A 12,701-nucleotide genomic window follows, 5' to 3' on the forward strand; every position below is an offset into this window, starting at 1 on the left:
TCTAAATATCGAAGGTCGTGCGCAGCTCTGAGTCGGTGACCTGGCGGCGGTACCCCCCCCACTCACGGCGCTTATCACGCAGGATGTATTCAAAGACCTGCTCGCCGAGGACGTCAGCCATGAGCTCGGAGGTTTCGAAGCTTTCGATCGCGCGCAGAAGATCCGACGGGAGCGGCTCGATGCCCATGGCTTTTCTTTCCCGTTCAGTCAGCTCCCACACGGTGTCTTCTGCCCCCTCTGGCAGCGGATATTCCTCCTCGATGCCCTTGAGGCCCGCTGCTAAAAGCGCCGCGAATGCGAGGTAGGGATTGGCGGCAGAATCGAGACCGCGGAACTCGACGCGCGAGCTCGTGCCTTTCGTAGGCTTATGGAACGGAACGCGCACGAGGGCGCTGCGGTTGTTGTGCCCCCACACGATGTAGCTCGGGGCTTCTTGTTCTCCCCACAGACGCTTGTAGGAATTGACGAACTGGTTCGTGAGGATCGAGTACTCGCGCGCGTGCACAAGCAAGCCTGCGATGAAGTGGCGCGCTGTTCGCGACAACCCGTACTCGGCGCCCGGTTCGTGAAAAATGTTCGTGCCGTTTTGAAAAAGAGACAGGTGAGTGTGCATGCCGTTACCCGGGTGTTCAATCATGGGCTTCGGCATGAAGCTCGCGAATTTTCCTTCGCTGAGCGCGATGCCTTTCACGACAGCGCGAAGCGTGAGGAGGTTGTCTGCGGTCGTGAGTGCGTCCGCGTAGCGAAGGTCAATCTCGTTTTGGCCCGGCCCGCCCTCGTGGTGGGAGTACTCGACGTGAATGTTCATGCGCTCGAGCTCTCGCATAGCGTCGCGTCTAAACCGACTACCGTCGACTCGCTGCACGTAGTCAAAATAGCCGCCCTGATCGACGGGGGTAAGGCCAACTCCCTGTTCATATGCCCGTTCGAACAGGTAAAACTCCACTTCGGGATGGGTAAAAAATTCGAGGCCCTTGGCTTCGGCACGCGCGAGGGCATCGCGAAGAACCCGGCGGGGATCCGAAGCGGCCGGCTCGGAATCGGGCGTGAAGACATCACAGATCATGACGCCGGCTTCGCCGCCGCGCGGCGCCCCCATAACCCGAAAGGTCGAGGGATCCGGGCGCAAAAGCATGTCGGATTCATAGGAGCGGGTCAGGCCCTCGATCGCGCTCCCGTCAATTCCGATCCCTTCGTCAAAGGCTTTGTCGAGATCGTGCGGGGAAATCACGATCGACTTGAGCCGCCCCACAACATCGCTGAACCATAGGCGGATGTAATCAATCCCCTGTTCCTCGACCTGCCTGAGCACTGAATCCTGGTGGCGTTCCATACATCAATTGTGCCCCACGCCCACTGCGCTCCAGAAGTCCCCCGCCGAGCCACTACGCTGAGGTCGCACCCGCTGCATTGGACACGCACGAAAGGAATTCCCGTGAGCGAGAGCGCCACACCGCGCAAGGTCCGCACCCACACCCTCCGCGATTTCAAGAAGGAGGGCCGAGCGATCACGATGCTCACGAGCTACGACACGTTCAGCGCCCGCATCTTCGATGAGGCCGGTATCGATGTTCTTCTCGTGGGTGATTCGGCGGGGAACACCGTGCTCGGGTACGACTCGACCGTGTACACCAAGCATGAGGACATCGTGCGCTTTACGGGGGCCGTTGCTCGCTCGTGCACGCGGCCCCTAGTTCTTGCCGACTTCGCTTTTGGGACTTACCAAGCGAGTGTTGAGGACGCGGTGCGTCACGGTGTCGAACTCATGCAGGCGGGGGCACACGCGGTCAAGCTCGAGGGCGGCCGTGAAATCCTTCCCCAGGTTGAGGCGCTCGTCAACGCGGGAATCCCCGTGTGCGGGCACGTGGGATTCACGCCTCAGTCGGTCAATCAGCTCGGCGGGTTCAAGGTGCAGGGCCGCGGGGAGGGGGCCGACGCTCTCCTCGCCGACGCAGTTGCTCTCGAAGAGGCTGGCGCCTTCGCCGTCGTCCTCGAACTCGTGCCGGCTCCTCTCGCTACACGCGTGAGCGAAACGCTCGAAGTACCAACGATCGGTATCGGCGCGGGGACAGGATGCGATGGTCAGGTACTCGTGTGGCAAGACATGGCGGGGCTGAGCGGCTTCGAACCCCGATTCGTCAAGGCGTTTGCCGACCTGCGCTCCGAACTGTCAAGGGCGGCGCGAGAATACGCCGACGCTGTGCGCGCGAAAAGCTTCCCCGCGCCCGAGCACACCTTCGAACAATAGTGAGGTCGATGCACTACCGGTCTTCGTCGTCCTGATCGTCGTCGTCGCGGTAGTACTCGTTCCACTCCTCGGTTTCTTCCTCCCACTGTTCGTTGTGTTCAGCCGCTCTTTCAAGCGCGTGCTGAGCCGCTTCGCGGGTCGGGTACGGGCCCATGAGCTCAATCGCCGGGCTCTGCATACCTTCTTCGATCTCAGAGGTCTTGGTGTTGTAATAGAACTCGCTCATCACACGGCCTTTCGTTAGTCGTTATCCAGATGAACCTGCCAGACTGGTAACCATGACTGTAGACCACTGGCTTCGCCCCGAAAACCGTTCCGTGCTTGAACCGGGTACCATCGGCCCCCTTCGACAGGTTCCCCCGTCGATCGCGCGACCTGAATACGCGTTCAAAGACGAGGCCAAATCCGATAATTGCGGCCCCTACGTGCAAACCCCGGAGGTCATCGAGCGCGTGCGCCGCGCCTCCGCCATTGCCGCAATCGCGCTGAGAGAAGCGGGCAAGGCGGCACAACCGGGTATCACGACCGATGAGATCGATGCCATCGTCCACGAGGTCATCCTCGATCACGGCGCCTACCCCTCGACGCTTGGATATTTGAGCTTCCCGAAGTCGTGTTGCACGAGCCTCAACGAAGTGGTGTGTCACGGCATCCCCGACTCCACCGTCATGGAAGAGGGCGACATTCTCAACGTCGATGTCACCGCGTACCTCGATGGCGTGCACGGCGATACGAACGCGACATTCCCCGTCGGCGAGATCGCTCCGGAAGCAGCGGATCTCATCGAACGCACTGAGGAAGCGATGTTCCGCGGGATCCGAGCCGCGAAGATCGGCCGCGAGGTCAATGTCGTGGGCCGCGTGATCGAGAAGTACGTGGGCCGCTTCGGCTACGAATCGGTCCGGGAGTTCACGGGGCACGGTGTCGCCGAGGGTTTCCACAACGGCCTGATCATCCCCCACTACGATTCCGCGCCTCATTACGACGATGTCATCGAACCCAACATGATTTTCACGGTCGAGCCAATGGTGACGCTCGGCTCACGTGAGTGGGATCAGTGGGACGACGGCTGGACGGTCACGACACGCGATAAGGGCTATACGGCGCAGTTCGAGCACACCTTCCTCATCACCGAGGACGGCTACGAGATTCTGACCGACCCGGACGCTGAGATTTCCGCGTAGACTAAAGGACATTGTCACCCCGCAAGGAGAAACCTTTCACCATGGCCAAGGAAGCATTCGGAATCGATATCGGCGGCAGCGGCATCAAAGGTGCGCCCGTTAATCTGAAGAAGGGGGAACTCGCCCACAAGCGCGTGCGCATCCCCACGCCTCAACCGGCAACCCCCGATGCGGTCGCGAAAACGGTCAAGGAGCTCATCGACTCCTTTGATGTTCCCGCGGACATGCCCGTGGGCGTGACCTTCCCCGCGATCATTCAGCACGGGGTCGCGAAGTCAGCGGCAAATGTCGACGATTCGTGGATCGGCACCGATGTCGATACCCTCCTTTCTGAGGTCACGGGCCACTCGGTCTTCGTTGTCAACGATGCTGACGCCGCCGGCATCGCCGAAATGGAGTTTGGCGCAGGCAAGGACAAGTCCGGCCTTGTCATCATGACGACTCTCGGCACCGGAATCGGCTCGGCAATGTTTATGGACGGCAAGCTCATTCCTAATTCGGAACTCGGCCACCTCACGTACGAGGGAAAGAGCTTTGAGAAGTTCGCCGCGAGCTCGGTTTTCGAGAAGACCGGTATCAGCTACGAGGAATGGGCCAAGGAGCGCCTGCAAAAGTTCTACGGCCACGTTGAGTTCCTTTTCTCCCCCGATTTGTTCATCGTGGGCGGTGGCGTGTCGAAAGACGCGAAGAAGTACCTTCACTTCCTCGATCTCAAAACCGAGATCGTGCCCGCGAAACTCCGCAACGAAGCAGGCATCATCGGTGCGGCTGCACTTGCTCACGCCGAGCGTAAGCTCGAAGTGAAAAAAGACAAGGGCGAGAAGAAGGCCAAAAAAGACAAGAAGAACGAATCGGCGGCGGAACTCGCTGCTGAGTCGGTCGAAGAGGCCTGAGGCGAAGGGCATCGGGGGCCCCTAAGGCGCGGACCAGCCAGCCTATAAGCCGGGTTCTGTTTCAACAGTCATCTATCTAGGATCGCCGTTACCGACGACCTCGAGCGGCCTACCCGGAGACTCGGCCTGGCAGCCTTGGCGCCTCCTGCATGACCTTGCTCCCGGTGGGGTTTACCGTGCCGGCACCATCGCTGGCGCCGCGGTGGTCTCTTACACCACCCTTTCACCCTTACCTGCATAGCAGGCGGTTTGCTTTCTGTGGCACTGGCCCGCGGATCACTCCGGGTGGGTGTTACCCACCACCGTGCCAGGGGGAGCCCGGACTTTCCTCGAGGCAATACCTCGCGACTGTCCAGCTGACTGGTCCAGTCCTCAACTTTACTCCACGCCCGACCAACAGGAGCACGCGCGAGATGTTAATTCTCTTACCACCGTCGGAAACGAAAACTCGCCCTACCGCCCTCGAAGCATCGAGTCTCGATCTCGCCTCGATGTCGTGGGGTGAACTACGTGAAGCACGTGAGGACATGCTGCGCGCGGCAAAGCTCACTGCCGAGAGCGACACCGCGATGAGCGCACTCAAAATCCCGACTACTCAACCGGAGCTGCGCGAGCGCATGGCCCACCTCGAGCGGGAACCGGTCGCACCGCCACTCGAGGTGTATTCGGGAGTTCTCTACGATGCCCTCGGCACGGTCTCCGTGTCCGACGGCTGCCGGCTTCTCGTCCAGTCCGCACTCTTTGGGGTGGTCGACTGCACCGAGGACCTCATCCCCGCCTATCGTCTTTCAGCGGGAAGCGAAGTGTTGGGACTTGGAAAGGTCTCGACATGGTGGAAGCGACATCTCAAAGACATTGGCGCAGCAATCGAGCGTAGCGGCGAGATCGTGATCGATTGCCGCTCTGGTGCGTATCGCTCGATGATGCCGCTTAAGGGCGCGCAGGTTTTCGAGGTGTCCCCGGTGGCGGTGCGCGAGGGCACGCGCCAGGTGATCAGCCACGACGCTAAGCGTTACCGAGGCCTCGTTGCGCGTGCTCTTTGCGCGGCGCCAGAGGCTGCGACAACAGCTGAGGGCGTCCTCGACGTGCTCACCTCCGCCCTCGGCGATGCACTGGATTTCGAGATCACCGATGGCAAAACTCGGCGGACACTCACCGTGATCGACGATTGGGAGCGCCGCTGACGTTCACTGCCCGTAGTGGCCTACGACCTCTTCCCGGCCCGTATCGATGGTGACCTCCCCACCGTAAGGGATGACGTACTGCGGGCGCGTGTGTCCGAAAGGAACGCCGAAACACACGGGAAGACCCGGCGCGTATCGCGAAAGTTCGGCGAGCACGTAGTCACGCTGCGCCGCACGGCGAGCCGCGCGCACATTCTCGGGGGCGGGATTGTCCCGGTCGTCGACGACGGGCCGCGCGACGAGCATCCCGGCGGCGGCTTCGAGGTAGCCGCGCTCCCCCATTCCACGGATCCAGCGGCCCACGAGGTCGGGGCTCGGGAGCATTTCCGATGTTTCACACACGAGTATTGCGCCCTCGAGTTCGGCCGGGTCGGGCAGACGGTCCGCCCACGCGAGTTGGTCGAGCACCTCGAGGCAGCCTCCCCACGTTCGCCCGCGTACACGTGTTTTCGCGCCGTAGAACTCGTACGGTGCCGAGGCTTCGCGCGGAGAGGCCTCGGTGAGGGCGCGCTCCTCGCTCCAATCAAAGCCGTAGTCTTGGCTATCGGCCGGAAGCGTATAGGTGATATCCCCCGTGCCCGTGAGCGCCGCGCGAAGGGAGGCGACATGTTCGCTATCAACCGTCGGGCCGCTGCCTAGGTGCACCTGGGTCGAGCCGCCGTAGTAGCTCGAAAGGCCCTGTGCATAAAGCCAGTTACACATGTTCGTATTGTCGCTGTAGCCGAAGAACGGTTTTGGGTCGGCGAGGGGAAGCGTCGGGTCGAGGTGACGAAGAATCCGTATTTGATCGTCCCCGCCGATGGTGGAGATAAGCGCGCGGATTTCGGGATCGGCAAAGGCAGCGTTCACGTCACGCGCCCGTTCCTCGGGACTCGCACCGAGTGCACGAGTCGTGGGGTATTCGACGACCTCGAGCCCGAAGATCTCTTCGAACCGTCTCATCGCCTGCTCGTGGATCGCGGGAAAGTACGCGGGAGCCGCCCACGCGGGCGAGAGTACGGCGACCTTGTCGCCCTCGCGGACCGGCGTCGGCTTAACAAGGCGTTTCATCTCACTGCCTCCGTAAAGGGATCGCTTGAGAGAGCTGAAACCTCGACCTCAAGATCGGGGAATTCTTCGCTCACAAGCGAGGCGAGATGCGGCAGATAGAGGTATTCGCTCGCGTAATGCGGAAGGTCGATGAGCGCGGGCACGCCAGAGTGATCCGCACGCGATTCGAGGTGCTCGAGCGCGGGGTGGTGGCGCAGATCCGACGTGATGTAAAGATCCACCCCCGCGTTCGTTGCGGCCTCAAGAAAAGAGTCCCCGGCGCCCGGGCACACCGCAATACTGCGCACCTCGCGATCCGCTTCGCCGGTATACAGGACCCCTTGAGCAGTGGCGGGCACGCTCTTCGCGATAAGCCGGGCCACGACACCGACGGTCGACGGCTCGGCACACTCGCCCACGGCTCCTAGGCCAAAGAAGGACTCATCGTCCGCGGGCCTACCCGGCTCAAGCGCCCTGGCGTCGGAAAGGCCCAGCAGCTCAAGCCATGCCCCAACGGTGCCGTTTCGCGAACGGTCGCTATTGGTGTGACCGCACCACAGCCCTCCGCGTGAGCGGAGGATCTCGGTCGCCACCGCCCCCTTACCCGTCGTTGCCGGCAGAAAGTTCGCGCCTCGTAGCAACAACGGGTGGTGCGTGATGAGGAGCGTTCCTTCACGCTTCGCAGCCTCGCGAGCCTCGGCAACCGTCGGATCCACCGCGAGGCGTATCCGCTGAACCTCCCAGGCGGGGTCCCCGAGCACGAGGCCCACGCGGTCCCACTCTTCCGCCCATTGGAGCGGGTAGAGGCTCTCGAGCAGCGCGGTCACGCGGTCGATGGTCGTCATGGGTTGCACCTCGGCGGTTGTCAGTGAACGAGAGTCAGGATTGCGATCCGCGCGCAGCTTGAGCTTCGGCGAGGGCCGCCTGATAGGCCTTCCACGGCATGAGTACGCACTTCACGCGGCCGGGAAACTTTGCTGCGCCCACGAGTGCGATCCCATCACCAATGATGTCTTCGTCGCCTTCGTTTTTGCCGCGAGAGTGCATGACCTCGTCGAAGTGGTCAAACGTCTTCTGCGCATCCTGGAGGCTCTCGCCGATGAGCAGATCGCTCATGATGGAGGCGGAGGCGCGGCTCATGGCACACCCCGTCGCGTCATAGGACAGATCCGTGATCGTCGGGTTGTCCGCGTCGCCATCAAGCTGGAGGCGCAGCGTGATCTCGTCCCCACACGTCGGGTTGACGTGGTGAACTTCGGATTGGAACGGCTCGCGAAGCCCAAAATTCTGGGGGCGTTTGTCGTGCTCGAAAATGAGCTCGGAGTACATCGCATTGAGGTTCATCGATCAAATCCTTTGAAAAACGAGATGGCTTCCTCGAGTGCAGAGGCGAGGCGGTCAACTTCGTCGAGCGTGTTATACACGCTGAAGCTTGCGCGCGTCGTTCCGTGAACACCATATCGACGATGAAGCGGCCACGCGCAATGATGCCCCACGCGCACTTCAACGCCGAGCGTGTCGAGGACTTGCCCAATGTCGTGGGGGTGGCGGCCTTCAACACTGAACGCGACGGCGCCCGCGCGCCCTTCGCCCGGGCCCTTGCCGATGATCCGCACGTCGTCAATCCTCGCGAGATTCTCGAGGGCGCGCTCGGTAAGGACAGCTTCGTGGGCGGCAACGTTCGCCATGCCCAGGTTCCGGAGATATCCGACGGCTGCCTCGAGCCCCACTGCTTGCGAAATCATCGGGGTTCCAGCCTCGAAACGTGCAGGGGGCTCCGCGAAGGTCGTGTGATCCATGTGCACGATCTCGATCATCGAACCACCGAGCAGGAACGGCGGGAGCTCCGCGAGAAGTTCATATCGCCCCCACAGCGCGCCGATGCCCGTGGGGCCCAGCATCTTGTGCCCGGAAAAGGCGAGAAAATCGACACCGAGGTCGGCCACGTCGATCGGCATGTGAGGCGTGGATTGGCATGCGTCGAGCACTGTAAGGGCACCGACATCGCGGGCACGCGCCACGAGAGTGGAAACCGGATTGATCGTGCCGAGCACATTGGACTGATGCGCGAAAGCGAAAACCTTCGTGCGTTCATTCAGCAGCGAATCTATATCGGTGAGGTCGAACTCGAAATCGTCCGTCAGGGGGATATAGCGAAGCGTCGCACCCGTGCGGCGGGCAAGTTCCTGCCACGGCACGAGGTTCGAATGGTGCTCCATCTCGGTCACGAGAATCTCATCGCCTTCGTGCACGCGTAGGTGTTCCGGAGTTGAAGAATCCGCATTACCGAGGGCGTACGCCACGAGGTTGAGTGCTTCGGTCGCGTTCTTAGTGAAGACGAGTTCTCGAGGGTCCGTCGCACCAATAAAACTAGCGATGGATTCGCGCGCCCCCTCGTAACGATCCGTTGCCGCCTCCGCGAGCTGGTGGGCGCCGCGCTTAACCGCCGCGTTGCTCGCCGTGAGAAACGCTACTTCGGCATCGATCACGCTCTGGGGGCGCTGATTCGTCGCCCCCGAGTCCAGATACACCAGCGGTTTTTCATCCGCGAGGTTCTGATGGAGAATCGGGAAGTCGCGGCGGATAGCCTCGACGTCGAGCCCGGGATGCTGCGCGGACACTTCAGGTGTCATGGATGAATGCTCCTTGTCGACCGTTCGAGCGTGCGACCTCCAGTATAGGAATTTTGCAAAACCGAAAGCGCAAATCTGTGGGGAATATGTCAGAGCCTCACACGAGCCGTTCGGGCCACGGGCCCCGCCCTTCGTCCGGAGCGAAGATACAAGGGCTGCGCCCGCATTGTCGACACGGCGTGCGCTCACCGCGACTGAGCAACCAGAACACAACGTCACAACACCCTCACTCTTCGCGAAGAGTGAGGGTGGCGATGGTGGACCTAGCAGAAAGCTTGTAGAAACTCGCCCCACCGGTGGGTTCCATGAGATCACTGCACCGAACGATCCGCAGTCGCGCGGGGCGGCCTACCCAACGTGAGCCAGAACCGGTAAGTCCGCACCGCAGCATCGGTAGCGAGGCAGCCGACTCTCTGGAACGGCGGTATCACGATAGCGAGGCGCTCCGCGCGATCGCGAACGATGTCGGGATCAGCCCGTCCGACTATCGGCGCACTGCGAAGGGGGCGCACTCTCACGGAGACCAGTCCGTGGCCATTAGCGACGCAGGGCGGCCCCGAATCAAAAGGCCCCCTCACGACAGGAGTGCCGTGAGGCCGTCGGAGAGAATCTCGCGTGGGCTGACGTGGTGCGTCGCGTGCAGCCGCGCATAGGTAGGAGCTTGGTCAGGGTCAATGGCGACGCGCTTCTCGTCAGGCGCCATGGGTGCGGTCAGCGAGGCGCCAATCACCAGGTTGGACAATCGGTAGGCAGTTCCCAGCGGATCCGGGGTACCCGCTTGTTCGAGCAGGACGCACATCCGCTCGGAAAGGGCCAGGTACGCCGGGCCCCTGGGAGCGCGCATACCGATGACCTGACCGGCCCACCGGTGGGTCGTGAGGTGCGCGAAGAAGGCGTGCATCAGGGCAGACAGGTCGGCGTTGCGGATCGACTCGGACATCACGGGATCGTCTGCAAGCGCTGTGTCGAGGGCGAGGTCGAACAGGTCGTCGACGGATTCGACGCGGGAGTACAGGCTGGCTGGAGCAACACCCACCTGTTGTGCCACAGAACGCAGGGTGAGGGCCCTCAACCCGCCTTCGTCCAGCAGCCTCACCGATGCCCTCGCAACCTCCCCGAGGTCTACTGCGCGGAGGCGTCGCACAGGTTTGCGATGTTCCCAGTAGCTCACCCCACCAGCCTAACCAAACACGCTTCCGTTAGCTATCCATTCTATGTTAGGTTTAGCGCATGCTGGATGCCACCACCCTCCCGATCACCTTTGAGAACACTCGCCTACGCCCCCTCTTTGAGTTGGACGCAGGCGCGTATGCAGCCGGCACCAAGGATGAAGCTGTGCGGCGCTTCGGCCACCTGCCCGAGTCCGACTACACCCCCGAGTCCGTGCGACGGATGATCCGTGACGAGGTTGCTGAGGGTCTGTCGTCCGGCACGCTGGCAGTTCTCGCACTTGCCGACGCCGAGACGGACCGGTTTGTGGGCTCCTTGGTGCTCTTCGACGCCAGCTCCGAGGCTGCCGAGGTCGGGTTCTGGATTCATCCGGATGCGCGGGGAGCAGGGCACGCTCGTCGGGGCCTGGAGTTGGCATCGCGCTTCGCACGCAACAGTGGATTGCGAACCTTGACAGCACGCACGCTCCTGGAGAACAAGGCCTCCCAGCGGTGCTTGACGAACGCAGGGTTCCATGAGGTCGAGCGAGCCGTCGGAACCACGCCCGCAGGACAGCGCGAGGAACTTTTCCATTACCGGCGCGATCTCAAGCCCACCGCCCAGTGGCCGTTGGCGACGGAGCGGCTTCGGCTCCGTCCGCATAACGCCGACGATACCGAATGGCTTCACGAGCTGTACTCGCGACCCGACGTTGCCCGCTACCTGCTGGACGAGCCATGGACCGCGGAAGTCACCCACGACAAGCTCACCGAACGCCTAGCGAAGACTGACATCGATGGCGAGAGTGGCGCGCTTGCGCTGGTCATCGAGCATGACGGCGTCCCAATCGGAGACGTCGCGTTGTGGCTCACCGATCACGAGCACCGTCAAGGCGAGATCGGGTGGGTTCTCGACCCAGCGCACGGTGGGCAAGGTTTCGCCAGCGAAGCCGTCCGAGCAGTACTCGCCCTCGGGTTTGACCACTACCGGCTCCACCGCATCACCGCGCAGATGGATGCCCGCAACAGCGCCTCGGCAGCACTGGCTCGTTGTGTCGGGCTCCGGCTCGAAGCACGTCACGTCCAGGACTGGTTCAGCAAGGGCGAATGGACCGACACCCTCATCTTCGCGCGACTTGCCTCCGAGCACATGCGCCAATGATCAGGAGTCTGACTTTCATGCTCCCTGTATACGGTCCCCAAATCTACCGCGCTCTGACGACGTATCGGAATATTGCAAGGCTGAGATGACTCAAGATCCCCCTGCGCCGGCCTCGCAGCGCACACGGTGGTTCGTGCTCACCGCCGTCTCTCTCGGTTTGCTGCTTGCAACGGTCGACACTTCGATTCTCTACGTGGTCGTGCCTCTTCTGACGGACGGGTTGTCGGCGAGCGTAAGTGAGTCACTGTGGATCATCAACATGTACCCCCTCGTCATGACTGGCCTACTGCTGGGCACCGGGTTGGTTCTTCGACCCTGTGGACAGGTTCGCGGAAGGAGACCGGCATGGCAACGTCACCGACACCTACGCCGCGGCCCGAACAGGCTTGGACCGGCTCACCAAACTCCTCGACAACCTCTACAACAAGTGCGACCCAGCCGAACGACGCATCCTCAACCGCGCCCTGTTCACCCGCATCACCATCCACGACGAAGAAAACGCCACCTACACACCCGAGCAGACCACCCCACCGTCCTTGCCCACACCAGCATCGACGCCCCGGTGCACGTCACCGCAGAAACAAAACTGCCCCGCCATCAGGCGGGGCAAGTTTCGATTTTCTCATCTTACGTGGGTCTTGAGGGACTCGAACCCCCGACATCCACGGTGTAAACGTGGCGCTCTAACCAACTGAGCTAAAGACCCGCGCGGACTATCGTCGCACGAGCGGCTGGATTCGGCAAAACGGGAAGCGGAAAGGCGTCGGAAAACTCTTCCGCGAAAACTACGACCGCGAGGCCAACCGCGTGCCAGACCAATCCGGCGCAAGCGAAACCGCATTCATTCCGCGCAAGCCGGCGGTGTTCGCCGCTTCCTGGATATCCGCGGGATCCACGTGACCCGGGCGGCCGGGTTTCGGCGTGAGCAGCCATACGGGCCCTCCGGCGACGAGGCTCGACAGGCAATCGACGAGCGCATCGGTGAGATCACCGTCACCATCGCGCCACCACATAATGACACCGTCCACGATCTCGCGGGAGTACTCATCTTCGAGGTCGGCGTCGATAAGGTCCTCGATGGCATCGCGAAGGTCGAGATCTACATCGTCGTCATACCCGAATTCCTGAACGAGCTGGCCTTCGTGGAACTCAAAAACTTCGGCAAGGTTGTCGCTCGAAGCTGCAACCGGTGACAAGGGGCGACTCCTTCGGAGGTCGGA

At 62.0% G+C, this 12,701-nt stretch carries 13 protein-coding genes, 1 tRNA gene and 1 other RNA gene; 5 read left to right on the plus strand and 10 right to left on the minus strand.

Annotation, left to right across the window (positions count from 1 at the left end):
- Window position 1: 1 nt before the first annotated feature.
- Window positions 2-1,333, minus strand: a complete 1,332-nt coding sequence (locus tag HMPREF3176_RS05075) for a glutamine synthetase family protein (protein ID WP_070458672.1) — start codon at window positions 1,331-1,333, stop codon at window positions 2-4.
- 102 nt (window positions 1,334-1,435) lie between these two features.
- Here HMPREF3176_RS05075 and panB point away from each other — a divergent pair, with 102 nt between their 5' ends.
- Window positions 1,436-2,248: a 3-methyl-2-oxobutanoate hydroxymethyltransferase gene (panB, locus tag HMPREF3176_RS05080; RefSeq protein ID WP_070458673.1), complete on the plus strand. Its 813-nt coding sequence runs from the start codon at window positions 1,436-1,438 to the stop codon at window positions 2,246-2,248.
- A gap of 13 nt (window positions 2,249-2,261) precedes the next feature.
- Here panB and HMPREF3176_RS05085 read toward each other — a convergent pair whose 3' ends face one another.
- A complete protein-coding gene (locus tag HMPREF3176_RS05085; protein WP_070458860.1) occupies window positions 2,262-2,474 on the minus strand; it encodes a hypothetical protein in 213 nt (70 codons plus the stop codon).
- A 52-nt stretch (window positions 2,475-2,526) separates the two neighbouring features.
- On the opposite strand from HMPREF3176_RS05085, the gene map reads away from it, so the two are divergent.
- Both map and ppgK read left to right on the plus strand, forming a co-directional pair.
- On the plus strand, window positions 2,527-3,432 hold the full coding sequence (gene map, locus HMPREF3176_RS05090; RefSeq protein ID WP_070458675.1) for a type I methionyl aminopeptidase: 906 nt from the start codon (window positions 2,527-2,529) through the stop codon (window positions 3,430-3,432).
- A 41-nt stretch (window positions 3,433-3,473) separates the two neighbouring features.
- The gene (gene ppgK, locus HMPREF3176_RS05095) at window positions 3,474-4,325 is read left to right on the plus strand and encodes a polyphosphate--glucose phosphotransferase (protein ID WP_070458677.1); all 852 of its coding nucleotides are present in this window, start codon (window positions 3,474-3,476) and stop codon (window positions 4,323-4,325) included.
- Window positions 4,326-4,354: 29 nt separating this feature from the next.
- Here ppgK and rnpB read toward each other — a convergent pair.
- Window positions 4,355-4,689, minus strand: an RNA gene (gene rnpB / locus HMPREF3176_RS05100) — RNase P RNA component class A.
- Window positions 4,690-4,738: 49 nt separating this feature from the next.
- Between rnpB and yaaA the strand changes: the two genes are divergently transcribed.
- Window positions 4,739-5,509: a peroxide stress protein YaaA gene (gene yaaA / locus HMPREF3176_RS05105; protein WP_070458679.1), complete on the plus strand. Its 771-nt coding sequence runs from the start codon at window positions 4,739-4,741 to the stop codon at window positions 5,507-5,509.
- A gap of 3 nt (window positions 5,510-5,512) precedes the next feature.
- Here the strand turns inward: yaaA and HMPREF3176_RS05110 are convergent, their stop codons facing one another.
- The 5 genes from HMPREF3176_RS05110 to HMPREF3176_RS05130 all read right to left on the minus strand — a co-directional run bounded on the left by HMPREF3176_RS05110 (window position 5,513) and on the right by HMPREF3176_RS05130 (window position 10,342).
- Window positions 5,513-6,559, minus strand: coding sequence for a S66 family peptidase (locus HMPREF3176_RS05110; RefSeq protein WP_070458681.1), 1,047 nt, complete (start codon window positions 6,557-6,559; stop codon window positions 5,513-5,515).
- The gene (locus HMPREF3176_RS05115; RefSeq protein ID WP_070458682.1) at window positions 6,556-7,383 is read right to left on the minus strand and encodes a Nif3-like dinuclear metal center hexameric protein; all 828 of its coding nucleotides are present in this window, start codon (window positions 7,381-7,383) and stop codon (window positions 6,556-6,558) included. Before HMPREF3176_RS05115 ends, HMPREF3176_RS05110 begins: the two co-directional genes overlap by 4 nt.
- 34 nt (window positions 7,384-7,417) lie before the next feature.
- Window positions 7,418-7,882 carry a Fe-S cluster assembly sulfur transfer protein SufU gene (gene sufU / locus HMPREF3176_RS05120; protein WP_016664504.1) on the minus strand — a complete coding sequence of 155 codons (465 nt, stop codon included), beginning with the start codon at window positions 7,880-7,882 and terminating at the stop codon, window positions 7,418-7,420.
- The gene (locus HMPREF3176_RS05125; protein ID WP_070458684.1) at window positions 7,879-9,171 is read right to left on the minus strand and encodes an aminotransferase class V-fold PLP-dependent enzyme; all 1,293 of its coding nucleotides are present in this window, start codon (window positions 9,169-9,171) and stop codon (window positions 7,879-7,881) included. Before HMPREF3176_RS05125 ends, sufU begins: the two co-directional genes overlap by 4 nt.
- 574 nt (window positions 9,172-9,745) lie before the next feature.
- Complete coding sequence (locus tag HMPREF3176_RS05130; protein ID WP_311201024.1) at window positions 9,746-10,342, minus strand: TetR/AcrR family transcriptional regulator; 597 nt, start codon at window positions 10,340-10,342, stop codon at window positions 9,746-9,748.
- A 59-nt stretch (window positions 10,343-10,401) separates the two neighbouring features.
- Here HMPREF3176_RS05130 and HMPREF3176_RS05135 point away from each other — a divergent pair, with 59 nt between their 5' ends.
- Complete coding sequence (locus HMPREF3176_RS05135) at window positions 10,402-11,481, plus strand: GNAT family N-acetyltransferase (protein WP_016664501.1); 1,080 nt, start codon at window positions 10,402-10,404, stop codon at window positions 11,479-11,481.
- A 632-nt stretch (window positions 11,482-12,113) separates the two neighbouring features.
- Here the strand turns inward: HMPREF3176_RS05135 and HMPREF3176_RS05140 are convergent.
- A tRNA-Val gene (locus HMPREF3176_RS05140) sits at window positions 12,114-12,187 on the minus strand.
- A 79-nt stretch (window positions 12,188-12,266) separates the two neighbouring features.
- Window positions 12,267-12,677 carry a DUF3052 domain-containing protein gene (locus tag HMPREF3176_RS05145; RefSeq protein WP_016664500.1) on the minus strand — a complete coding sequence of 137 codons (411 nt, stop codon included), beginning with the start codon at window positions 12,675-12,677 and terminating at the stop codon, window positions 12,267-12,269.
- Between the last annotated feature and the right edge of the window lie 24 nt (window positions 12,678-12,701).

Source organism: Dermabacter sp. HMSC08H10, from assembly GCF_001807585.1.
Taxonomy (GTDB): domain Bacteria; phylum Actinomycetota; class Actinomycetes; order Actinomycetales; family Dermabacteraceae; genus Dermabacter; species Dermabacter hominis.

Coding starts and splice junctions, on each gene's coding strand:
- HMPREF3176_RS05075 (WP_070458672.1), bottom strand. CDS start 1,333: ATGGAACGCCACCAGGATTCAGTGCTCAGGCAGGTCGAGGAACAGGGG.
- HMPREF3176_RS05085 (WP_070458860.1), bottom strand. CDS start 2,474: ATGAGCGAGTTCTATTACAACACCAAGACCTCTGAGATCGAAGAAGGT.
- map (WP_070458675.1), top strand. CDS start 2,527: ATGACTGTAGACCACTGGCTTCGCCCCGAAAACCGTTCCGTGCTTGAA.
- ppgK (WP_070458677.1), top strand. CDS start 3,474: ATGGCCAAGGAAGCATTCGGAATCGATATCGGCGGCAGCGGCATCAAA.
- yaaA (WP_070458679.1), top strand. CDS start 4,739: ATGTTAATTCTCTTACCACCGTCGGAAACGAAAACTCGCCCTACCGCC.
- HMPREF3176_RS05110 (WP_070458681.1), bottom strand. CDS start 6,559: ATGAAACGCCTTGTTAAGCCGACGCCGGTCCGCGAGGGCGACAAGGTC.
- HMPREF3176_RS05115 (WP_070458682.1), bottom strand. CDS start 7,383: ATGACGACCATCGACCGCGTGACCGCGCTGCTCGAGAGCCTCTACCCG.
- sufU (WP_016664504.1), bottom strand. CDS start 7,882: ATGAACCTCAATGCGATGTACTCCGAGCTCATTTTCGAGCACGACAAA.
- HMPREF3176_RS05125 (WP_070458684.1), bottom strand. CDS start 9,171: ATGACACCTGAAGTGTCCGCGCAGCATCCCGGGCTCGACGTCGAGGCT.
- HMPREF3176_RS05135 (WP_016664501.1), top strand. CDS start 10,402: ATGCTGGATGCCACCACCCTCCCGATCACCTTTGAGAACACTCGCCTA.